Origin of the sequence: Mariniflexile sp. HNIBRBA6329 (genome assembly GCF_043558645.1) — a bacterium.
GTDB lineage: Bacteria > Bacteroidota > Bacteroidia > Flavobacteriales > Flavobacteriaceae > Mariniflexile.
The window spans coordinates 74,979-97,074 of the sequence record NZ_JBIFXS010000005.1 but is presented as its reverse complement, the minus strand read 5'-3'; the positions used below and the strand labels follow the sequence as shown (position 1 = coordinate 97,074).

20 protein-coding genes and 1 riboswitch are annotated in these 22,096 nt (G+C 35.4%); of the genes, 17 read left to right on the top strand and 3 right to left on the bottom strand.

The genetic code is table 11. From position 1 onward, the window contains the following. The first annotated feature begins 7 nt into the window (after positions 1-7). The 17 genes from ACGK9U_RS08495 to ACGK9U_RS08415 all read left to right on the top strand — a co-directional run bounded on the left by ACGK9U_RS08495 (position 8) and on the right by ACGK9U_RS08415 (position 17,481). On the top strand, positions 8-436 hold the full coding sequence (locus ACGK9U_RS08495; RefSeq protein ID WP_394465942.1) for an RrF2 family transcriptional regulator: 429 nt from the start codon (positions 8-10) through the stop codon (positions 434-436). An 81-nt stretch (positions 437-517) separates the two neighbouring features. Then, a complete protein-coding gene (locus tag ACGK9U_RS08490; protein ID WP_394465941.1) occupies positions 518-781 on the top strand; it encodes a DUF2061 domain-containing protein in 264 nt (87 codons plus the stop codon). Positions 782-795: 14 nt separating this feature from the next. Next, positions 796-1,416 carry a phosphoadenosine phosphosulfate reductase family protein gene (locus tag ACGK9U_RS08485; protein WP_394465940.1) on the top strand — a complete coding sequence of 207 codons (621 nt, stop codon included), beginning with the start codon at positions 796-798 and terminating at the stop codon, positions 1,414-1,416. A gap of 55 nt (positions 1,417-1,471) precedes the next feature. Continuing rightward, on the top strand, positions 1,472-2,398 hold the full coding sequence (gene cysD / locus ACGK9U_RS08480) for a sulfate adenylyltransferase subunit CysD (RefSeq protein ID WP_394465939.1): 927 nt from the start codon (positions 1,472-1,474) through the stop codon (positions 2,396-2,398). Positions 2,399-2,528: 130 nt separating this feature from the next. Further along, positions 2,529-3,776, top strand: a complete 1,248-nt coding sequence (locus ACGK9U_RS08475; protein ID WP_394465938.1) for a sulfate adenylyltransferase subunit 1 — start codon at positions 2,529-2,531, stop codon at positions 3,774-3,776. A 95-nt stretch (positions 3,777-3,871) separates the two neighbouring features. Next, positions 3,872-5,974 carry a HEPN domain-containing protein gene (locus ACGK9U_RS08470; RefSeq protein WP_394465937.1) on the top strand — a complete coding sequence of 701 codons (2,103 nt, stop codon included), beginning with the start codon at positions 3,872-3,874 and terminating at the stop codon, positions 5,972-5,974. A 10-nt stretch (positions 5,975-5,984) separates the two neighbouring features. Next, positions 5,985-6,746, top strand: coding sequence for a uroporphyrinogen-III C-methyltransferase (gene cobA, locus ACGK9U_RS08465; RefSeq protein ID WP_394465936.1), 762 nt, complete (start codon positions 5,985-5,987; stop codon positions 6,744-6,746). Between the two features lie 14 nt (positions 6,747-6,760). Next, a complete protein-coding gene (locus tag ACGK9U_RS08460; protein ID WP_394465935.1) occupies positions 6,761-7,342 on the top strand; it encodes a bifunctional precorrin-2 dehydrogenase/sirohydrochlorin ferrochelatase in 582 nt (193 codons plus the stop codon). Between the two features lie 12 nt (positions 7,343-7,354). Continuing rightward, positions 7,355-8,407 (top strand): NAD(P)/FAD-dependent oxidoreductase, encoded by a 1,053-nt coding sequence (locus tag ACGK9U_RS08455; protein WP_394465934.1) that lies wholly within the window; start codon positions 7,355-7,357, stop codon positions 8,405-8,407. A gap of 81 nt (positions 8,408-8,488) precedes the next feature. Beyond that, positions 8,489-9,259 carry a serine O-acetyltransferase EpsC gene (gene epsC / locus ACGK9U_RS08450; RefSeq protein ID WP_394465933.1) on the top strand — a complete coding sequence of 257 codons (771 nt, stop codon included), beginning with the start codon at positions 8,489-8,491 and terminating at the stop codon, positions 9,257-9,259. Beyond that, a complete protein-coding gene (cysM, locus tag ACGK9U_RS08445) occupies positions 9,246-10,136 on the top strand; it encodes a cysteine synthase CysM (protein ID WP_394465932.1) in 891 nt (296 codons plus the stop codon). Before epsC ends, cysM begins: the two co-directional genes overlap by 14 nt. Positions 10,137-10,218: 82 nt before the next feature. Further along, positions 10,219-10,331: riboswitch (SAM riboswitch) on the top strand. Positions 10,332-10,385: 54 nt separating this feature from the next. Beyond that, on the top strand, positions 10,386-11,399 hold the full coding sequence (locus tag ACGK9U_RS08440) for a homocysteine S-methyltransferase family protein (protein ID WP_394465931.1): 1,014 nt from the start codon (positions 10,386-10,388) through the stop codon (positions 11,397-11,399). Positions 11,400-11,409: 10 nt separating this feature from the next. Next, entirely contained in the window at positions 11,410-14,088 is a 2,679-nt protein-coding gene (gene metH / locus ACGK9U_RS08435) for a methionine synthase (RefSeq protein ID WP_394466040.1), read from the top strand. Between the two features lie 47 nt (positions 14,089-14,135). Continuing rightward, a complete protein-coding gene (locus tag ACGK9U_RS08430; RefSeq protein ID WP_394465930.1) occupies positions 14,136-14,375 on the top strand; it encodes a hypothetical protein in 240 nt (79 codons plus the stop codon). Between the two features lie 260 nt (positions 14,376-14,635). Continuing rightward, positions 14,636-15,592 (top strand): methylenetetrahydrofolate reductase [NAD(P)H], encoded by a 957-nt coding sequence (metF, locus tag ACGK9U_RS08425; protein WP_394466039.1) that lies wholly within the window; start codon positions 14,636-14,638, stop codon positions 15,590-15,592. A gap of 36 nt (positions 15,593-15,628) precedes the next feature. Continuing rightward, a complete protein-coding gene (locus tag ACGK9U_RS08420) occupies positions 15,629-16,729 on the top strand; it encodes an acyloxyacyl hydrolase (protein WP_394465929.1) in 1,101 nt (366 codons plus the stop codon). A 5-nt stretch (positions 16,730-16,734) separates the two neighbouring features. Next, entirely contained in the window at positions 16,735-17,481 is a 747-nt protein-coding gene (locus ACGK9U_RS08415; RefSeq protein WP_394465928.1) for a head GIN domain-containing protein, read from the top strand. Here the strand turns inward: ACGK9U_RS08415 and ACGK9U_RS08410 are convergent. The 3 genes from ACGK9U_RS08410 to gldA form a co-directional block, all read right to left on the bottom strand. Beyond that, the gene (locus ACGK9U_RS08410) at positions 17,467-18,654 is read right to left on the bottom strand and encodes an acetate/propionate family kinase (protein ID WP_394465927.1); all 1,188 of its coding nucleotides are present in this window, start codon (positions 18,652-18,654) and stop codon (positions 17,467-17,469) included. The genes ACGK9U_RS08415 and ACGK9U_RS08410 overlap by 15 nt on opposite strands. A 2-nt stretch (positions 18,655-18,656) precedes the next feature. Further along, positions 18,657-20,747, bottom strand: coding sequence for a phosphate acetyltransferase (gene pta / locus ACGK9U_RS08405; protein ID WP_394465926.1), 2,091 nt, complete (start codon positions 20,745-20,747; stop codon positions 18,657-18,659). A 171-nt stretch (positions 20,748-20,918) separates the two neighbouring features. Beyond that, positions 20,919-21,815, bottom strand: a complete 897-nt coding sequence (gldA, locus tag ACGK9U_RS08400; RefSeq protein ID WP_394465925.1) for a gliding motility-associated ABC transporter ATP-binding subunit GldA — start codon at positions 21,813-21,815, stop codon at positions 20,919-20,921. Positions 21,816-22,096: the final 281 nt, after the last annotated feature.

Sequence of the window (22,096 nt, the reverse complement as noted above, 5' to 3'; positions counted from 1 at the left end):
TAGCACCATGCTATCTAAAAAAACAAAATACGGATTAAAAGCGCTCACTTTTATTGCTAGAAGTGGAAGTGATACACCAGTTCAGGTTGGAGAAATTGCCAGAGAAGAACAAATACCACAAAAATTTTTAGAAAGTATTTTACTCAGTTTAAGAAAAACCGGCATTTTAGGTTCCAAAAAAGGGAAGCATGGTGGTTATTATTTAAGAAAAGATCCTTCTGAGGTTTTCATGACCGAAGTAATGCGCGTACTAGAAGGGCCGATAGCTATGGTGCCTTGCGTAAGCCTCAATTTTTATGAAAAGTGTGACGATTGTCCAGATGAAGACCGATGCAGTGTTAATAAACTCATGATTCAGGTACGGGATAGCACACTTGAGGTCTTTAAGAACACGACTTTAAAAGACCTGTCCAATAATCAAAATGAAAAAAAATAAAAATATTGTTTGATAAATAATAAAAAGTATTAAATTTGCAATTCCTACTAAATCGATAGGATTAATATAATACTTAGTAAAATGATTGGACACGTGTTAACAAATTCAAATCAAAACGAGAAAACTACTTATAAAACAGATAGCGCTAAAGAAAAGCCACTTAGAAGTGTTGTGAAGTCTATTAGTTGGAGAATTGTTGGAACTATAGATACCATGATAATTTCTTGGATTGTTACAGGAAAGTTGGATACGGCGCTATTAATAGGTGGTGTTGAGGTGGTTACAAAAATGGTATTGTACTTCTTTCACGAACGTATTTGGAATAACATTAAGTGGGGAAAATAAGTTAATAGATATAGATGATAACGCAAGAGAACATAAACGAATTAAATACGCTTTTAAAAGACGCTAAGCCATCTGAAATTATCCAGAAGGCTTTTGAGCTTAATAAAGAAGCGGTAGTAACTACTAATTTCAGACCTTACGAAGCGGCTATTTTACATGCTGTAAGTTTGGTTGAGGCTAATATACCAGTAGTTTGGTGCGATACAGGTTATAACACGCCACAAACATACAGACATGCTGAAAAAGTAATTAAGGATTTAAACTTAAACATCTTTTTATATGTGCCAAAACAAACTACAGCACATAGAGATGTAGTTTTGGGAATTCCAAGTGTAGATGCTCCAGAGCACGCGTTGTTTACAGAACAAGTTAAGTTAGAGCCTTTTAGACGTGCTATGGAAGAACACAAACCAAGACTTTGGTTTACTAACTTACGCCAAGGGCAAACAGCGTTTAGAGATAGCATCGGTATTTTTAGCGTGAGTAAAGATGGTGTTTTAAAAGTAAGTCCGTTTTACTATTGGTCCGACGCTGATTTAGATAAATACCTAGAAGAAAATAAGTTGCCAAACGAATTCAAATATTTCGATCCAACAAAAGCTTTAGAAAACAGAGAGTGTGGTTTGCATGCTTAATTAAGTTTGAAAGTAAAAAGTAAAAAAGTAAAAAGTCACAAATCAGAAAACGGTCGTGGCTAACAAAAATAAGATTATGAAGAAAGACACATCAAACATAAATTCATTAGAAAACGAAGCTATCTATATCATTAGAGAGGTAGCGGCGCAGTTTGAAAAACCTGTATTGTTATTTTCTGGAGGAAAAGATTCTATCACTTTGGTACGTTTAGCGGTAAAAGCATTTTATCCAGCTAAAGTTCCATTTCCATTAATGCATATTGATACGGGTCATAATTTTCCTGAAACTATTGAATTTAGAGACCGTCTGGTTAAAGAATTAGGCTTGGAATTAATTGTTAGAAACGTACAAGATTCTATCGATCAAGGAAAAGTAAAGGAAGAATCTGGTAGATACGCCAGTAGGAACCAATTACAAACTACGACGCTTTTAGATGCTATTGAAGAATTTAAATTTGATGCTTGTATAGGTGGAGCACGTCGTGATGAAGAAAAAGCAAGAGCGAAAGAACGTATTTTTTCTGTACGTGACGATTTTGGTCAGTGGGATGAAAAAAACCAACGTCCAGAGCTTTTCGATATGTTGAATGGCCAAATTAATTTAGGACAAAACGTACGTGTGTTCCCAATTTCAAATTGGACAGAATTAGACGTTTGGTCTTATATAGAACAAGAAAATATTGAAATTCCTTCTATTTATTTTGCGCACAAACGTAAAGTATTCTTAAGAGATGGTATGATTTGGTCTGCGGAAGATGAAGTTGTTTATAGAGATGATAACGAAGAAGTAATTGAAGAAATGGTGCGTTTTAGAACCGTAGGCGATATGAGCTGTACAGCAGCCGTTTTATCGGAAGCATCAACAATTTCTAAGGTAGTAGAAGAAATTAGAGATAGTACAATTTCAGAACGTGGTGCGCGTATAGACGATAAACGCTCTGAAGCAGCAATGGAAAAACGTAAACAACAAGGGTATTTTTAATCCCCCTAACCCCCAAAGGGGAATTATCAAGGTTGTGTGAAACCTTTTAGATATAAAAGAGTAAATATTAATTTTTAAAATATACCCGTAAAGAACTCCCTCTCCAAAGGAGAGGGTTGGGGAGAGGAAAATGGAAGTATTAAAAATTGCAACAGCAGGAAGTGTAGATGATGGAAAAAGTACCTTAATTGGGCGCATACTTTACGATACAAAATCATTAACTACCGATAAACTAGCGGCTATTGAAAAAACAAGTAAACAAAAAGGTTATGATTACTTAGATTTTTCATTGGCAACCGATGGATTGGTAGCAGAAAGAGAGCAAGGTATCACCATTGATGTAGCACACATATATTTTTCAACAAGAAAGAAAAGTTACATTATAGCCGATACACCTGGTCATGTGGAATATACACGTAACATGGTTACAGGCGCTTCAACATCTCAAGCATCCATCATTTTAATTGATGCAAGAAAAGGGGTTATCGAGCAAACCAATCGTCACTTCTTCATCAATAATTTATTAAGAATTAAAGATGTTGTTGTTACCATTAACAAAATGGATTTGGTAGATTATTCTGAAGATGTTTACAATAAAATAAAAGCAGATTTCTCTGAATTAATGAGCAAGCGCGATTACCAAGATCAAAAAATAACATTCATTCCGGTAAGTGCTTTAAAAGGTGATAATGTTGTAAACCGTTCAGAAAACATGCCTTGGTATAAAGGGGAGTCTTTATTAGAGCATTTAGAAGGTCTAGATAAAAAAGATATTTACAATGTAGGTACACCACGTTTTCCGGTACAGTACGTTATTCGTCCAAAAACCGAAGATTTCCATGATTTTAGAGGGTACGCTGGTAAAGTATATGGTGGCGAGTTAAGTGTTGGTGATAACATTTTAGTTTTGCCATCAAAAACAAGATCAAAAATCAAGGATATTTATTTCTATGATGAAAAATATCAAACGGCTTCAAGACGTTCGTCGGTTACTATCACTTTAGAAAATGATATTAATGTAAGTAGAGGTGATATGATTGTTAAGGAAGGTGATTTACCTACCATCGATAAACAATTTACAGCAAATATTTGTTGGATGGATTCAACACCTTTAGAAGCTGGTTCAAAATATGTGTTGCAACATGGTGTGAACAAAGTTTTGGCAAGGGTTGAAAAAATCAATCATAAAATAAACCCTGATTATTCAGGTATAGAAAAAAACGTTCAAGGTTTGGGTGTCAATGATATTGCATCGGTTACTTTTAAATTCAATAAGCCATTGTTCTTTGACCAATTTAAAAATCACAGAACAAACGGGTCTTTTATTTTAATCGATACCCAGAACAATCATACGGTAGGAGCAGGCTTCATTCAATAAAAAAAACAGAAGTTAAAAAGTTTGAAAGAGAAAAGTTAAAAAGCCATTTACTTTTCAACTTTAAAAACTTTCAACATTAAAACTTAAAAAAGAAAATGCAAACTTTTAGAACAGAAATAGAAAATCCAGTTGTTGAACAAGAAATTTTAGAATTATCTAAAAAAATCGAGTTATTCAATACAGGAAAAATTGATGAAGAAAAATTTAGAAGTCTTCGTTTAGCTCGTGGTATTTACGGTCAGCGTCAAGAAGGCGTTCAAATGATTCGTATTAAATTGCCTTACGGGAAAGTAAAAAGCAATCAATTACGCAGAATTTCAGATGTGTCTGATGAATATTCTCGTGGGCGTTTACACATTACAACGCGTCAGGATATCCAAATTCATTATGTGGATTTAAACAGAACACCAGAATTGTGGTCTGAATTAGATAAAGACGATATTACGTTAAGAGAAGCATGTGGGAACACAGTGCGTAACGTAACCGCTTCAGAATTGGCTGGCATCGATCCAAACGAACCGTTTGATGTATCGCCTTATGCTGATGCTTTATTTCGTTTTTTCTTAAGAAATCCTATCAGTCAAGAAATGGGACGTAAGTTCAAGGTTTCTTTTTCGTCTTCTGATGAAGATACTGGACTTTCGTACATGCACGATTTAGGTTTCATCGCTAAAATTGAAAATGGAGTTCGTGGATTTAAAGTGATGATTGGTGGTGGCTTAGGCTCACAACCACGTCATGCAGATGAGTTATATAGCTTCTTGCCTTCAGATAAAATCATTCCATTAATGGAAGGTGTAATACGTGTTTTCGATCGTTATGGCGAACGTAAAAGTCGTGCGAAAGCAAGAATGAAATTCTTAATAAAAGACATCGGTTTAGATGGTTTTAAAGATTTGGTAGAGCAAGAGCAAACTGCTATAGAGTTTAAAACAGTTGCTATTGATGCCGATGCTTATGTGGCTTCAAAACCAGTGTCGGTGGAAACACCTCAAGTAGAGATTAAAGATCAAGCGGCATTTGATTTGTGGAAAACAACCAACTTGATTCCTCAAAAGCAAGCAGGTTATGTAGCTATTGGTATTAAAGTCCTTTTAGGTGATTTTTATACGGATAAAGCACGCTTGTTAGCCGATTTAGTAGAAAAATATGCAGCAGGCGAAATTCGTTTGTCATTGCGTCAAAATATAGTAATCCCTTTTGTAAAAGCGGATTTAGTGCCTTTCTTCTATACAGAATTAGAAAAATTAGGTTTTGTTGAAGCTGGTTATAACAAAGCGGTTGATATTACTGCATGTCCTGGAACAGATACTTGTAATTTAGGTATTGCAAGTAGTACGGGTATTGCCGATGAGTTGGAGCGCGTTATAAAAGCAGAATACCCACAGTATTTAAAAAACGATGATGTTGTTATTAAAATTAGTGGTTGTATGAATGCGTGTGGACAACACAATATGGCAAATATTGGTTTCCAAGGCATGTCGGTTCGTACACCAGATAAATTGGTAGCACCTGCGTTACAAGTATTATTAGGTGGTGGCAACTTAGGAAATGGAAACGGTTTGTTTGCCGATAAAGTAGTAAAAGTGCCAAGTAGAAGAGGACCAGAAGCGCTACGTAGAATTTTAAATGATTATGAAGCGAATGCCGATGGAAAATCGTTTGTAGAATATTATAAAGTAACTGGAGATAGATATTTCTATGACCTATTGAACGATCTTCAAGATGTTTCAAACTTAACCCAAGAAGATTTTATCGATTGGGGAACAGAAGAAAAATACGAGAAAGAAATTGGTATAGGTGAGTGTGCTGGTGTGGTGATCGATTTAATTGCAACTTTATTTTTAGAGAGCGAAGAAAAAATTGAAAACGCGCAAAAATCATTCAATAATAAAGTGTATTCAAGTGCTATTTATCATGCTTACAGTTCATTAGTGAACTCAGCAAAGGCGATGTTATTGGCAGAGAATAAAAGCACCAATACGCATGCAGGTATTGTGAGCCAGTTTGATGAATTGTTTGTAGAAAGTGGTAAACTGGATTTAGGGACTTCTTTTTCAGATTTAATTTATCAAATAAACAAAAATGCACCAACGGAAACGTTTGCAGCTGAATACATTAAAAATGCCAATCAGTTTTTAGAAAAAGTAAGAGCTTTTAGAGAAACAGATACAAAGCTTGAAAATAAAGCGGTTTAAATAAAAGATAATGAGTTTGAAAACCCCAAAATTAACGGTAGTAGGTGCAGGACCAGGCGATCCGGATTTGATAACGCTTAAAGCAATTAAAGCTATTGAATCTGCCGATGTGATTTTGTACGATGCACTTATAAACGAATCGCTTCTTAAATATGCTTCGGTAAGTGCAGAGCTTATTTTTGTGGGGAAACGAAAAGGATGTTATGCGTTTCAACAAGAACAAATTAACGAGCTCATTGTTACTAAAGCGAAAGAAAAAGGGCATGTAGTACGCCTAAAAGGTGGCGACCCTTTTATTTTTGGAAGAGGTGCTGAAGAGATAGATTATGTACAACAATTTGGGTTGGAAACCTATGTGGTTCCGGGTATTTCATCATCTATTGCTGTACCTGCGTATCAGGGTATTCCATTAACAAAACGTGGTGCTTCAGAAAGTTTTTGGGTCATAACAGGAACTACAAAAGCGCACCAATTATCTGACGATGTTGCTATTGCTGCAAAATCAACAGCAACGGTTGTTATTTTAATGGGCATGGGGAAATTGGATGAAATAGTTCAAATTTTTTCAAATGAAAATAAGCAGGATACGCCTGTGGCCATCATTCAAGAAGGTACGACCGAAAACGAAAAATTCGGGTTTGGTACTATCGGCACCATTAGTAAAGTAGTTGCGGAGAAGCAGTTGGCAAACCCAGCAATTATTGTTATTGGCGATGTAGTAAAAGAACGCGTTCAATTAACATCAATTTATAAAGAGTTAAACAAAGCTTAGCTTGGGCTTCAAATATGGAAAGGAATAATTTATATCCTATTTTTTTAAAGTTAAACAGTCTGAATGTGCTTATTGTAGGCGGAGGGCATGTAGCCGAAGAAAAATTAACCTTCCTGCTAAAATCAAGTCCAGATGCTAAAGTTACTATGGTATCACCCATGTTTAGGGAAGCTACAATTGAACTGGCAAAAAAAGGAGATGTTACGTTAATAAAAAGACGCTACAGTAAGCGTTATTTAAAAGGAAAACACATCGTTATAGCAACTACCGATGTGCCTAGTGTGAATGTAAAAGTACATAAACACTGCCGTAAGCGTAGTATTTTAGTAAATGTTGCCGACAACCCACCATATTGTGATTTTTATATGGGTGGTATCGTTACAAAAGGTAATGTGAAAGTGGCAATTTCAACCAATGGGAAGTCGCCAACAACAGCCAAACGTTTGCGTCAGTTTTTCGAGGATGTGATTCCTGAAAATGTTGACGATTTGGTTAAAAATTTAAACGAATATAGAAAAACAATAAAAGGTGATTTTGAACAAAAAGTGGAAACACTTAACGAATTTACCAAAGGATTAATTGAGAAAAAAGAGTAAAAGAAGCTTAAAATGATTAAAACAGATATACTTATAATAGGTGCTGGACCAACGGGATTATTCACAGTTTTTGAAGCAGGATTGTTAAAACTTAAATGCCATTTAATTGATGCGTTACCGCAACCGGGAGGACAATGTTCAGAAATTTATCCTAAAAAACCTATTTACGATATACCAGGTTTCCCTGAAATATTAGCGGGCGATTTAACTAAAAACTTGTTAGAACAAGGGAAACAGTTCGAGCCAGGATTTACTTTGGGTGAGCGAGCAGAAACCATTGATAAGTTGGAAGACGGCACTTTTATTGTAACCACCAATAAAGGCACCAAACACCATGCGCCCGTGGTTGCTATTGCTGGTGGTCTTGGGTCTTTTGAACCAAGAAAACCAGGATTGGATAACCTAGAAATCTATGAAGATAACGGATTGGAATATTTTATTAAAGATCCTGAAGTTTATAGAGATAAACGTGTGGTAATATCTGGTGGAGGTGATTCTGCTTTAGATTGGAGTATCTTTTTAGCTGATGTGGCTTCAGAAGTAACATTAATCCATAGAAGAAACGAATTTAGAGGCGCTTTGGACTCTGTTGAAAAAGTAGGCGAATTAAAAGACGCTGGTAAAATTAATTTAATAACCCCTGCCGAAGTAACAGAACTACACGGCGATGGTAAAATTGAAGCTTTAACAGTTAGTAGAGATGGTGAAGAGTTTCAATTGGAAACCGATCACTTTATTCCATTATTCGGTTTGTCTCCAAAATTAGGGCCTATTGGAAATTGGGGATTGGAAATTGAGAAAAATGCCATTAAAGTGGATAATTCATTAAATTATCAAACAAACATACCGGGTATTTTTGCTATTGGAGATGTTAATACCTATCCAGAAAAGTTAAAACTAATTCTTTGTGGTTTCCACGAAGCTACTTTAATGTGTCAAGCAGCTTATAGAATTATCAATCCAGGTAAAAAGTATGTATTAAAATATACAACCGTTAGTGGTATAGATGGTTTTGATGGCTCTAGAAAAGAAGCTCCTAAAGCGGTGGTGCAATCCATTCAATAAAAAAGTTTTTTTAAAAGTCTATTATTGTTGTAAATTTCAACGTTGAATACCGACAACCATTAGATAATAAAAGCAGTTGATATGGATCCATGCCAAGAGTTAAACGATAAATTGATTCAAAAAAAATATAATGTGCGTTTAAAAGATGTTGTAAAAACATTTACAAAGCGTTTATTTTATTATGTTTTTGATGAACATGAAAACGAACTTCAATCATTAAAAAAGACGTTTTTAGACATTGCCAATAATCTAGATATTAACGATGGTGAAGCTATTTGGAAAGAATTTCAAGGTAAGTTTCAAGCCATTAGAACAAAGTTGGATTTAGATGCTGTAGCAGTGGTAAATTTCGATCCTGCAACCAAAAGTTTGGAAGAAGTTTATTTAGCATGCCCAGGGTTTTATGCCATTTCAATTTACCGTTTAAGTCATGAGTTGTATGTGCAAAATGTACCCATTATTCCTAGAATGATGAGTGAGTATGTACATGGTATAACAGGTATCGATATCCATCCGGGAGCAACCATTGGCGATTCATTTTTTGTTGATCACGGAACGGGAATTGTTATAGGTGAAACTTCCATCATAAAGAACAATGTAAAAATTTTTCAAGGTGTTACTTTAGGAGGTATTCAAGTAAAGAAAAGCTTGGAGTCCACTAAACGTCATCCAACTATTGAAGATAACGTAACCATTTATGCCAACGCAACTATTTTAGGTGGCGATATTGTAATTGGAGCAAATAGTACCATTGGTGCCAACGTTTGGATTACCGAATCGGTTCCAGAAAACTCATTAGTTACTTACCAAACCGAAATAAAAATCAGACCAAAAAAGAATGGCATCCGTTAAAGGTATTTTAGATCAAATAGGCAATACGCCGCTTGTAGAGGCAAGTCATCTTATTTCAAAAAAAGGCGTAAAGCTATATCTAAAACTGGAAGGTGATAACCCTGGCGGAAGCGTAAAAGATCGTGCTGCTTTTAATATGATTAATGAGGCCTTAAAACGAGGCGACATAAAAAAAGGCGACTATTTGGTGGAGGCAACCAGTGGTAACACAGGAATTGCTTTGGCATTCATTGCAAATTTATTGGGAGTACATATGGTATTAATCATGCCTGAAAACTCTACGGAAGAACGTGTTAAAACCATGCGTGCCTATGGCGCTGAGGTTATTTTAACACCTGCCGATAGAGGAATTGAAGGCTCTAGAGATATCGCATTTCAATTAAGGGATGAGAAAAGGTACACGCTTTTAAATCAGTTTGAAAATGATGATAACTGGAAAGCGCATTATAAAACCACAGGGCCTGAAATTTGGAGAGATACCGATGGCGAAATTACCCATTTCGTGTCGGCAATGGGAACCACAGGTACTATTATGGGAACATCAAGGTTCCTGAAAGAAAAAAATAAAAATATCACAATTGTTGGAGCACAACCAGAAGATGGTGCCAAAATACCTGGGATAAGAAAATGGTCACCCGATTATGTTCCTAAGTTTTTTGACCGTTCTAGAGTGGATGTGGTTGTAGATGTTAGCGAACAAGATGCCAAAACCACAACCCAACGATTGGCTAAAGAAGAAGGTGTGTTTGCAGGAATGAGTAGCGGAGGTGCTGTATATTGCGCTTTAAAAATAGCAGAGTCTCTTGATGAAGGCGTTATTGTAGCCATTATCTGTGATAGAGGCGATCGCTATTTGTCTTCAACATTATTTGAATAAAATCAGCCGATTTTTGTCAATTTAGTGTGAATTTAAAAAAATGTGAGGTATTTTTGCCCACGAGTTCATAAACGTATTAATTGTGTTATCAAGAAAGGTAGAGGGAATAGACCCGTTGAAGCCTTGGCAACCTCCCGGATTTTCGGGAAAGGTGCTACGTTCTACTAGTATCTTTTAATACTAGAAAGATAACGAAAAGTGTATCTTTTTACTTTTCTTGATGACATAACAGATATAAAAAATATCAAAATGTCAAACATACATAAAGCTTTACAAGAACGTATTTTAGTGCTAGATGGTGCTATGGGAACCATGCTTCAACAGTATAAATTTACTGAAGAAGATTTTAGAGGCGAGCGTTTTAAAGATTACCCCACGCCATTGCAGGGAAATAACGATTTGCTTTCTATTACCCAGCCAGAAGCTATTAAAACCATTCACGCTAAATATTTTGAGGCAGGGGCGGATATTGTTGAAACAAATACTTTCTCGGGTACAACCATTGCTATGGCCGATTACCAAATGGAAGATTTGGTGTATGAACTAAACTTTCAATCTGCTAAAATAGCCAAAGAAGTAGCTGAAGAATTTACAAAGCGAGAACCAAACAAACCACGTTTTGTAGCAGGTTCTATTGGGCCAACAAACCGTACAGCAAGTATGTCGCCTGATGTAAACGATCCTGGTTATAGAGCCGTAACGTTTGATGAATTACGTATCGCATACAAACAACAAGTAGAAGCGTTGATGGATGGTGGTGTTGATTTACTTTTGGTTGAAACCGTTTTTGATACCTTGAATGCCAAAGCAGCTTTATTTGCTATTGAAGAAGTAAAAGAAGAACGACATATTGATATCCCCATCATGTTAAGCGGGACCATTACGGATGCTTCAGGCAGAACTTTATCAGGGCAAACGGCTGAAGCATTTTTGATTTCTGTATCACATATTCCATTATTGTCTATTGGTTTCAACTGTGCTTTGGGTGCAAATTTGTTACAGCCCCATTTAGAAGCCATTGCCAATAAAACCGATTTTGCTATTTCTGCACATCCTAATGCAGGCTTGCCAAATGCTTTTGGTGAATACGATGAATCTCCAGAGGAAATGGGTGAACAAATTGAGGAATATTTAAAGAAAAATTTAATAAATATTATAGGCGGTTGTTGTGGTACAACACCAGAGCATATTAAAACCATTGCAAACATAGCTGCAAAATATAAACCTCGCCGTCATGCTGAACTTGTTTCAGCGTCTCATTAAAAAAATGAACATGAAAGAAAAGGTTGAAAGAAAATATATGAGATTATCCGGTTTAGAACCTTTGGTTTTAAACGAAAACAGCAATTTTATTAATGTTGGTGAGCGTACTAATGTAGCTGGTTCTAGAAAGTTTTTAAGACTTATTAAAGACGAACAATTTGATGAAGCTTTAGATATTGCACGCCATCAAGTAGATGGTGGTGCGCAAATTATTGACATTAATATGGACGACGGACTTATTGATGGCAAGGAATCCATGGTTCGTTTTTTAAATTTAATTGCTGCAGAGCCCGATATTTCTCGAGTACCTATCATGATTGATAGTTCCAAATGGGAAATTATTGAAGCAGGTTTACAAGTGGTTCAAGGTAAATGTGTGGTTAACTCTATTTCCTTAAAAGAAGGTGAGGAGAAATTTATTTGGGAAGCAAAGCAAATAAAACGTTATGGTGCCGCAGTCGTTATCATGGCTTTTGATGAAGTTGGACAAGCCGACAATTATGAAAGACGTATTGAAATTTGTAAACGTTCTTATGATATTTTAGTCAATAAAGTAGGTTTTCCTTCCGAAGATATTATTTTCGATTTAAACATATTTCCTGTAGCAACGGGAATGGATGAGCACAGAAGAAATGCCATCGATTTTATAGAAGCCACACGTTGGGTGCGTGAAAACTTGCCAAACGTAAGCGTAAGTGGAGGTGTAAGTAACGTATCATTTTCATTTAGAGGAAATGATGGTGTTCGCGAAGCAATGCACTCGGTTTTTTTATACTATGCCATTCAAGCGGGTATGAATATGGGTATTGTAAATCCAGCCCTTTTAGAGGTGTATGATGATATTCCAAAAGATTTATTAGAGCATGTTGAAGATGTTATTTTAGACAGGCGCGATGATGCCACAGAACGTTTACTGGATTTTGCCGAAACCGTAAAAGGTTCTAAAGTTGAAAAAGGAGTTGATTTAAGTTGGAGAGAAAACCCCGTTCAAGAACGTATCACACATGCATTGGTAAAAGGTATAGATGCTTTTATTATTGAAGATGTTGAAGAAGCAAGATTGCAAGCCGAAAAACCTATTGATGTAATAGAAGGTCATTTAATGATTGGAATGAACGTGGTAGGCGATTTATTCGGAGCAGGAAAAATGTTCTTACCTCAGGTTGTGAAATCGGCACGTGTTATGAAAAAAGCTGTTGGATACTTAAATCCATTTATTGAAGCTGAAAAAGGTGAATTCCAAGAACCTGTTGGGAAAGTGTTGATGGCAACCGTAAAAGGTGATGTGCACGATATTGGAAAAAATATTGTGAGTGTGGTTTTAGCTTGTAACAATTACGAAATAGTCGATTTAGGGGTTATGGTACCACCAGAAAAAATTATTTCAGAGGCCAAAGCACATAATGTAGATGTTATTGGATTGTCGGGATTAATTACTCCATCGCTTGATGAAATGGTGTATTTGGCTAAAGAAATGGAGCGCCTGAATTTTAGTTTGCCATTATTAATTGGAGGTGCCACCACATCAAAAGCTCATACGGCTGTAAAGATAGATCCGCAATATAAAAACGCTGTGGTTCATGTAAATGATGCATCGAGGGCCGTAACGGTTGTGGGTGATTTACTTAATAAAAAATCAGCGAATGAATACGTAGCCAATTTGAAAAAGGATTATGATGAGTTCCGTACCAAGTTTTTAAAACGTGGTAAAGAGAAATCGTATATTTCAATTAATGAAGCGCGTAAAAGAAAATATAAAATAGATTGGGAAACCTCTGAAATTGTAAAGCCTAACGAAATAGGTGTTCAAGTTTTAAAACAATTAAGTTTAAAAGAATTAGAACCTTTTATAGATTGGAGCCCGTTTTTTAGAAGCTGGGACTTGCATGGGAAATTCCCGGATATATTGACGGATGAGGTTGTAGGTGAGCAGGCTACTATTATGTATCATGAAGCCCAAGCTATGATAAAAGAAATTATAGCGAGGCAATTATTAAAACCAAGAGCGGTTTTCGGTTTGTTTGAAGCAAACACCATCAACCATGACGATATTTCGGTACAGAAAAAAGGAAAGAAAATTGTGGTATTTAGAACTTTGCGTCAACAATTAAGCAAACGTGAAGGGATTCCAAATATAGCTTTAGCCGATTTTATAGCGCCGAAAGAAACAGGGAAAACCGATTATATGGGAGCGTTTTGTGTTGCTATTTTTGGTGCACAAGAACTAGCAGATAGTTATAAGGCTAAAGAAGATGATTACAATGCGATTATGGCCCAAGCCATTGCCGATAGGTTTGCTGAAGCTTTAGCAGAGTATTTGCATAAGCAAGTTCGAACAAAGCACTGGGGGTATGCTGCCGATGAAGATTTAACCAATGATGATTTAATAAAAGAAAGTTATAAAGGTATTCGTCCAGCACCAGGCTATCCAGCATGTCCTGACCATTTGGAGAAAGAAACCATTTGGGAGTTGTTGGAGGTTGAAAAAATTATAGGCGTTACCCTAACCGAAAGTTTAGCCATGTGGCCTGCTGCAGCGGTTTCAGGGTATTATTTTGGAAACCCTGAAGCGAAATATTTTGGCTTAGGAAAAATTACCGACGACCAAGTAACGGATTATGCGGTTAGAAAAGGCATTACCAAAGAAAAGGCTAGAAAATGGTTGCATCCAACAATTGCCGATGAGTAATTTAATCTGCAAGGGTTGTAAAACCTTTAGGTCTGGTAAAAAAGAATATGAAAGATAGATTTATAGAATTAACATTAGGCAGTTACATCATTTCCCATGGCTATAATGCTAAGAACAAGGAAATGATGGAGCATATTCCTTCGGATAATTTTTCGAAGAAACTGGTGCCTATTTCTAGAATAAAATCGATTAGCGAGAAATATATTTTAACCGATTATGTTGATGGACGATGGATTTATTGGGAATATGAAGAAGATTATGAAGTCGTTAAAAAGTTATTGCTTTAATTTGCACTTGCGTTAGGGATTACTCATAAGTTTTATTTTTAAACTTGGAAATCGTAAATGCAACGCATTTGCAGCAAAAAGCCCATAGCGAGGTACGAGCAATGACTTGCAGCCCTTCGTCTGCACTCAGGGGAAACTACAAGCACGACTGCGAGCGATTCCTGCAAGGTTTTCAAAACCTTGTAGGTATAAGCGAGGAGTAAGGCTCAAAACAGTATTAAGATTAACAATTAAAAAGTCCCTTTTTGGGATTTAGAGGAATGAAAGTAACAGATCACATAAAAAAAGCCAACGGAAAAACATTGTTTTCGTTTGAAGTAGTACCGCCTCAAAAAGGTAAAAACATTCAGGATTTATACAATAATATCGATCCGTTAATGGAGTTTAAACCACCGTTTATTGATGTAACTACATCTAGAGAAGAGTTTATTTATGTGGATAAAGGCAACGGACTTTTAGATAAACGTATTACCCGTTTACGCCCCGGAACCGTTGGTATTTGTGCGTCTATTATGCATAAATATAATATTGATGCCATTCCGCATTTGTTATGCGGTGGGTTTACCAAAGAGGAAACCGAGTATGTTTTGGTAGATTGCCATTATTTGGGGATTGATAATGTGGTGGCTTTACGAGGCGATTCTAGAAAGGATGAACCTTATTTTATCCCAACTGAGGGAGGAAATGCTTATGCGAGTGAGCTTGTTCAACAAATTACCAACTTAAATAATGGTAAATATTTGCACGACGAAATTGAAGTAGAACACAATTACGATTTTTGTGTAGGTGTTGCAGGTTACCCCGAAAAACACATGGAAGCACCGTCGTTTCAAACGGATTTAAAACGTTTAAAGGCCAAGGTTGATGCGGGTGCCGATTACGTAGTTACCCAAATGTTTTTTGATAACAAAAAGTTTTTTGATTTTGTTGATGAAGCCAGAAGAATTGGTATTACTGTGCCTATTATTCCGGGTATAAAACCAATTGCTGTAAAGCGCCATTTGCAAATTTTACCACAGGTTTTTAAAATAGATTTACCGGAAGAACTTATAGAAGCGGTAGAGGCCTGTAAAGACAATGTTGCCGTAAGACAAGTGGGTATTGAGTTTGCCATTCAGCAATCGAAAGAATTAAAAGCTGCGGGTGTACCGTTTTTGCATTATTACTCTATGGGTAAAAGTGATAATATAAAAGCCATTGCATCGGAGTTATTTTAATTATTCCATTACTTTTGCCTAACAGCAATCCTTTTAATGAAGCATTTTTTAACCTACACTTTTTTTATTGTGACTTGTTTTGTTTTTTCACAAGAAAAGCAACATACATCTTACCTAGATCTTAACTATTTTAGAGGAAACATCGCGTTGCATAATAACGACATTCTGCATTTAATAAAAGGGCATCCTGAAGGTTATATTTTAAGTTGGAACAAAAAAACCTATGGTTTTAATGACTGGGAACAACGCTATAATTATCCCGATTATGGCATTACTTATATTTACCAAAACTTGAAAAATGAGGTGTTAGGCAATAATGCATCCTTGTATGCCCATTATAATTTCTACTTTTTCAATCGGAATTTAATGCTCAGAATTGGGCAGGGCATTGGTTACACATCCAACCCATACGATAAAGAAAACAATTATAGAAACATTGCTTTCGGCACGCATTTATTAAGCAGTACCATGATAATGCTTAATTATAAAAAGGAACGCATCATCGATAGGTTTGGAGTACAGGCAGGGTTTTCGTTAATTCATTATTCCAACGCCAATCTTAAGGCTCCAAATGCGAGTGTGAATACCATAGCGTTTAATGTAGGAGTAACTTATGATTTAGATGAAGAAGAACCTGAATATATTACAACCATTGCTGATGGTGAAAAGGAAAGATTCACCCAGTCAATTAAATATAATTTTGCTTTTAGAGGTGGTGTGAATGAAAGTGATGTGGTTGGCAGCGGTCAATTTCCGTTTTATATTGTATCCGCTTATGCCGATAAACGTATAAACGTTAAAAGTGCCTTACAGTTCGGTACAGATGTGTTTTTTTCAAAGTTTTTAAAAGAGCTTATTTATTATCAAAGTGTATCGTTTCCAGAGTCAAATGTTTCTGGAGATGAAGACCATAAACGCATTGGGGTATTTGTGGGGCATGAATTGTTTATCAACAAAACCTCTTTGGAAACCCAATTGGGGTATTATGTGTATTATCCGTTTGATTTTGAGGGCAGGACCTATTCAAGAATTGGTTTAAAACGATATATAAATAAAAAATGGTTTGGAGCCTTAACACTGAAATCACACGGAGTAAAAGCCGAAGCTGTAGAGTTGGGAATAGGCGTTCGATTATAATTTAGATGAAAAAACTTATTTACATATTAATTTCTGTTTTGATGATGACTTGCAATAGTGAAAACGCAGGCGATTGTTTTCAAACGACAGGAAGTATTGTTCAGCAAGAAATCAGTGTGTCTAGTTTCAGTAAAATATTGGTAAATAGAGATATTGAATTAATAATTAAAGAAGGTATTGAGCAAAAAGTAATTATTGAAACAGGAAAGAATTTATTAAATGATGTTGAGGCAATTGTTGAAGATGGGAAATTGATTCTTTTAGACAATAATGCATGTAATTATATGCGAGATTACGGTGTTACAAAAGTGTACGTAACGTCTCCAAATATTACAGAAATTATAAGTTCAACGCAGTACGATATTAGCTCAGATGGAGTTTTAACTTATCCAAGCTTAACCATTTTGTCTGAAGATTTTAATGCGCCGGACAGTTTTGTTAGTGCAAATTTTAAATTACAACTGGATAACGATACCTTTCGCATAGTGTTTAATAATTTATCTAATTGTTTTGTTTCAGGTAAAACGGCAAACTTAAATATTGAGTTTTACGCAGGAACGTCACGCTTTGAAGGTGCTAACTTAATTGCCCAAAATGTGGTGTTTTGGAACCGAAGCTCTAACGATATGATAGTAAACCCACAACAATCTTTAAGCGGTAGAATATCCGGAACGGGAAATGTTATTTCGGTAACACAACCGCCTATTGTTGATGTTCAAGAAGTTTACAAAGGGCGCTTAATTTTTAATTAGTTCCATTGCTTGTTTTGCAATTTCTAGCTCTTCATTAGTTGGAACTACCAAGATTTTTGTTTTAGAATCGGCAGTGCTTATCTCACGAATTGTTCTTAAATCAGAATTGTTTTTTTCAGTATCTAAGTTAATTCCTAGAAAATCTAAATCTTTACAAATCAACTGGCGCATATGTTTTGAATTTTCGCCTATACCAGCGGTAAATACAATGGCGTCCAATCCGTTTAAAGCAGCTGCATAACTTCCAATGTATTTTTTAATGCGGTAAGCATTCATTTCTAAAGCCAAAATACAATCTTTGTTGCCTTTTGCTGCAAAAGTTTCAATATCCCTTAAATCGCTGTAACCTGTTAGTCCCAACATGCCACTTTTTTTATTTAAAAGCGCATTTATTTCTTTTAGACTGTATTTTAATTTGTCTTTTAAATAGAAAATAATTGAAGGATCAATAGAGCCAGAACGTGTCCCCATGATTAACCCCTCTAAAGGTGAAAACCCCATGGAGTGATCGATGCTTTTTCCGTTTTTAATAGCGGTCATACTACAACCGTTACCTAAATGAATGGTGATAATTTTGGATTCTTTTTTACCTAAAAAGGCAATGGCTTTTTCTGAAACGTATTTATGACTTGTTCCGTGAAAACCGTATAGGCGAATATGATGTTCGGTTAAAAATTCATTAGGAATCGCATATTTATAAGCAACTTCAGGAATGGATTGCAGAAATGCCGTATCAAAAACAGCAACTTGTTTCGCATTTGGAAAAATATCTTCAGCAACTACGATGCCTTCTAAATTTGCAGGATTATGCAATGGCGCTAAAGATGAAAGTGTTTTTATTTTCTCCTTAACTTCATTGGTAATTTCAGTAGTGTCGCTAAAATAAATACCACCGTGCACCACTCTGTGTCCAACAATGGCAATATCTTCAGCCGATTTGACAACCCCTATATTTTTGTCAAAAAGATGTTGGGCTACTAATTTTAATGCTGTTTTATGGTTTGAGATTTGAGACTCCAATTCAACTGTATCTGTATCAGTTTTAAATTTGAAAAAAGAATCGTTAAAACCAATGCGTTCTACAATTCCAGAACATAAAATGGTTTCTTTAGGCATTGAAAATAGTTGAAATTTTAAGGAAGAACTCCCTGAATTTAAAATAAGTACTTGCATGTTTAGTTTTCTTGAGCTTGTATGGCGGTTATAATAACGGTGCTGTAAATATCTTCTACTGTACACCCTCTGCTTAGGTCGTTAACAGGTTTGTTTAAACCTTGTAGCACAGGACCGATGGCCAGCGCACCTGTTTCGCGTTGTACGGCTTTATAGGTGTTGTTTCCTGTGTTTAAATCTGGAAATATTAATACACTGGCACTTCCTGCAACTTCAGAATCGGGTAATTTGCTTTTTCCTATGCGCATATCAACGGCAGCATCATATTGTATAGGGCCTTCTATTTTTAAAGTAGGCGATTGGAGTTTAACTATTTCTGTGGCTTCTCTAACTTTTTCCACATCGGCTCCTTTTCCAGAGGCACCTGATGAGTACGATAACATAGCAACTTTGGGTTCAATGCCAAAATCTTTAGCGGTTTGTGCGGATGAAATGGCAATTTCAGCCAATTCTTGTGCATTTGGGTTTGGGTTGATGGCACAATCACCAAAAACCGAAATTCTGTCCGCCAAACACATAAAGAAAATAGAAGACACAATGTTTACACCTGGTTTGGTTTTGATAAACTGTAGAGCAGGACGTAAGGTGTGTTGTGTGGTGTGTACCGCGCCAGATACCATGCCATCGGCATGCCCTTTGTAAATCATCATCGTTCCAAAATACGATACATCAGACATAGCATCTCTCGCCATTTCTAAGTTTACATTTTTATGCTTTCTTAATTCATAAAAAGTGTTTACGTAATCTTCGAAATATGGTGAGCTTTGTGGATTTACAATATTTATATCATTAATGTTTAAAGGAATATCCAATTTTTCAATTCGCTCTTTAATTTTATCTACGTCACCTATCAAGGTTAAATTTACAACTTGTGCATTAATTAATTTAGCTGCTGCATGTAAAATTCGCTCGTCGTAACCTTCAGGCAATACAATGTGTTTTTTGTTTTTTAAAGCACGTTGCAATAAATTATATTGAAACATTCTAGGTGTGAATATACCAGATTCAAAGGTTATCAATCTGTCGGCTAGTTTATCGGTATCTACATGTTTTTCAAATGTTGAAATGGATGTTGTTATTTTTTCATCATTTTCAGCATATATTTTAGATTTGATATTGCCAATTTTATTGGTTACCGAATAAGTGCCTTCGTTAACACTAATAATGGGCACCACGCTAGAAAGACCTTCAATGAGTTTTAAAATAGGCTCTTCAGGAATTAAACCGCCTGTTAAAATGATGCCAGAAATTTTAGGATAGTTTTTGGATATATTAGCTTGTAACGCTCCTAAAATAATATCGGCTCTATCTCCTGGGGTAATTACCAACGCATTTTCTTTTAAATGGGTAAGATAATTGCGTAGTTGCATAGCGCCCACACTAAAACTGTCTATAAGGTTGTTTAGCATGTCTTTGCCAAAAAGCACTTTGCCATCAAGCGATTTTACAACCTCTTTCACCGTAGGGCTTGATAGTGTGTGTATTTTTGGAATAACCGTAATGTCTGTATTGGCACTAATACGTTTCAGTAATAAATCTTTTAATGCAGAAATTTCATTGGCATCTACTTTGTTGGTCATGATGGAAAGTACATCTACGGAGGTTCTAAACGTATCATAAGCCAATTGAACGCCATCTACAATTTCTTTGTTTTCTTTTTTGTCTCCCTGCATCACGATAATAACGGGTAGACTTAAATTTTTTGAAATTAGGATATTCAAATCCAGTTCGATGCTTGAGTTTTCATGTGAAAAATCGGTGCCTTCAACTAAAACAAAATCAAAGCGTTCTTCAAGGTATTTGTATTTTTTAATTATTTCATCTAGTACCTCACCCGATTTTCCTTGATTGTATAAATCCAAGACTTCGTTTCTGGTAAAGGCATGGGTTTTTTTATAATTGATGTCTATTTCAAAATGTGATAGTACGGTACTGATGTGGTTGTCCATTTCATCAGCATCTAAATCTTCTATTATAGGTCTGAAATAACCAACTTTGGCTGTTTTTCCTAAAAGCATACGCATTAAACCTAAAACAACAACCGATTTTCCGCTGTTTGGTTCCATTGTAGCTACATAAATTCCTTTGCTCATCTTGTGTTTTATATGGTTATAAAGATAATTGTTACACACTTTTAAATGTAATAATTAGCTTGTTTTATTGTTAATAAACGATGTTGCTAAGTTAATGTGTACACCTTTTAGTAAAGATGATATTGGTCATACTTCTATTTTATTCAAAAAATGAATAATGGATTTATGAAACTATTTCGAAGTTAAATCTCTGAAAAGTGATTCTAAACTCGCGTTTTTTTGGTTCAATTGTAAAATCTTCAATTTATTATCATGGGCAAAATCAAATACATGCGAACGCATATCTTCGGAAGTTGAAAAAGTGATTTCATAAACAAAATCGTGCGTGTTAACCACAGTTTTAACTTTTGATAACCTTAATAAAAACGCATCTTCAACACGGTAATCAAATTCAACAATAACAACTTGTTCTTTGTTTTCGTGTAAGTCTTTAAGTTTTTTATCGGCTATAATTTCACCTTTATTGATGATGATAACACGATCGCACATGGCTTCAACTTCTTGCATAATATGGGTGGAGAGGAATACGGTTTTAGTTTTGCCAATGTTTTTAATTAGGTTTCTAATTTCAACCAATTGGTTGGGGTCTAAACCAGTGGTAGGTTCATCTAAAATCAAAACATCAGGATTGTGCAGTAAAGCATTGGCTAAACCAACACGCTGGCGATACCCTTTGGAGAGTTGCCCAATTTTTTTATGGGCTTCAGGTGTTAATCCGGTAAGTTCAATAACTTCTTCAATACGCTCTTCTTTAATTTTGTAAATACGCGCATTAAATGTCAAATACTCTTTAATATACATGTCCAAATAAAGTGGATTATGCTCCGGTAAATAGCCTACGCTTTGTTGTACTTGCTGCTTATTGGTATTTACATCAAAACCATTTACGGTAGCAATGCCTTCACTGGAATCTAGGTAAGTAGTTAAAATTTTCATCATTGTAGATTTGCCAGCACCATTAGGACCTAAAAATCCAACAATTTCAGGCTTCTCAACTTTAAAAGAGATGTTGTTCAATGCTTTTTGGTTTCCGTAAAGTTTGGAAACGCCTTCTACCTGTATTGACATATTTAAAATTATTTATTCAAAAATAATGATTATCTAATGTAATGTATGTTTTGCTGTAAAATATTTAAAACTTTTAATAAATATGAAAAAAAGGTTTTATCCTGTTTCTATTTCTTAAAATATTAATTACTTTAGCGCCATAATTATGAAGACAACAGTAGGTTATACATATTTTAGCGGTTTTTATTTTTTCTTTAGCAGAAAAAACGAGACGTTGTATGTGTAATTTATAAACATAAATTTTAATACTAAGTCTCGATGAAAATCGGGACTTTTTTTTG

Bases quoted from the DNA above. Each gene is read 5' to 3' on its own strand.
- ACGK9U_RS08495 (WP_394465942.1), top strand. From the start codon at position 8: ATGCTATCTAAAAAAACAAAATACGGATTAAAAGCGCTCACTTTTATT.
- ACGK9U_RS08490 (WP_394465941.1), top strand. From the start codon at position 518: ATGATTGGACACGTGTTAACAAATTCAAATCAAAACGAGAAAACTACT.
- ACGK9U_RS08485 (WP_394465940.1), top strand. From the start codon at position 796: ATGATAACGCAAGAGAACATAAACGAATTAAATACGCTTTTAAAAGAC.
- ACGK9U_RS08475 (WP_394465938.1), top strand. From the start codon at position 2,529: ATGGAAGTATTAAAAATTGCAACAGCAGGAAGTGTAGATGATGGAAAA.
- ACGK9U_RS08470 (WP_394465937.1), top strand. From the start codon at position 3,872: ATGCAAACTTTTAGAACAGAAATAGAAAATCCAGTTGTTGAACAAGAA.
- cobA (WP_394465936.1), top strand. From the start codon at position 5,985: ATGAGTTTGAAAACCCCAAAATTAACGGTAGTAGGTGCAGGACCAGGC.
- ACGK9U_RS08460 (WP_394465935.1), top strand. From the start codon at position 6,761: ATGGAAAGGAATAATTTATATCCTATTTTTTTAAAGTTAAACAGTCTG.
- ACGK9U_RS08455 (WP_394465934.1), top strand. From the start codon at position 7,355: ATGATTAAAACAGATATACTTATAATAGGTGCTGGACCAACGGGATTA.
- epsC (WP_394465933.1), top strand. From the start codon at position 8,489: ATGGATCCATGCCAAGAGTTAAACGATAAATTGATTCAAAAAAAATAT.
- cysM (WP_394465932.1), top strand. From the start codon at position 9,246: ATGGCATCCGTTAAAGGTATTTTAGATCAAATAGGCAATACGCCGCTT.
- ACGK9U_RS08440 (WP_394465931.1), top strand. From the start codon at position 10,386: ATGTCAAACATACATAAAGCTTTACAAGAACGTATTTTAGTGCTAGAT.
- metH (WP_394466040.1), top strand. From the start codon at position 11,410: ATGAAAGAAAAGGTTGAAAGAAAATATATGAGATTATCCGGTTTAGAA.
- ACGK9U_RS08430 (WP_394465930.1), top strand. From the start codon at position 14,136: ATGAAAGATAGATTTATAGAATTAACATTAGGCAGTTACATCATTTCC.
- metF (WP_394466039.1), top strand. From the start codon at position 14,636: ATGAAAGTAACAGATCACATAAAAAAAGCCAACGGAAAAACATTGTTT.
- ACGK9U_RS08420 (WP_394465929.1), top strand. From the start codon at position 15,629: ATGAAGCATTTTTTAACCTACACTTTTTTTATTGTGACTTGTTTTGTT.
- ACGK9U_RS08415 (WP_394465928.1), top strand. From the start codon at position 16,735: ATGAAAAAACTTATTTACATATTAATTTCTGTTTTGATGATGACTTGC.
- ACGK9U_RS08410 (WP_394465927.1), bottom strand. From the start codon at position 18,654: ATGCAAGTACTTATTTTAAATTCAGGGAGTTCTTCCTTAAAATTTCAA.
- pta (WP_394465926.1), bottom strand. From the start codon at position 20,747: ATGAGCAAAGGAATTTATGTAGCTACAATGGAACCAAACAGCGGAAAA.
- gldA (WP_394465925.1), bottom strand. From the start codon at position 21,815: ATGTCAATACAGGTAGAAGGCGTTTCCAAACTTTACGGAAACCAAAAA.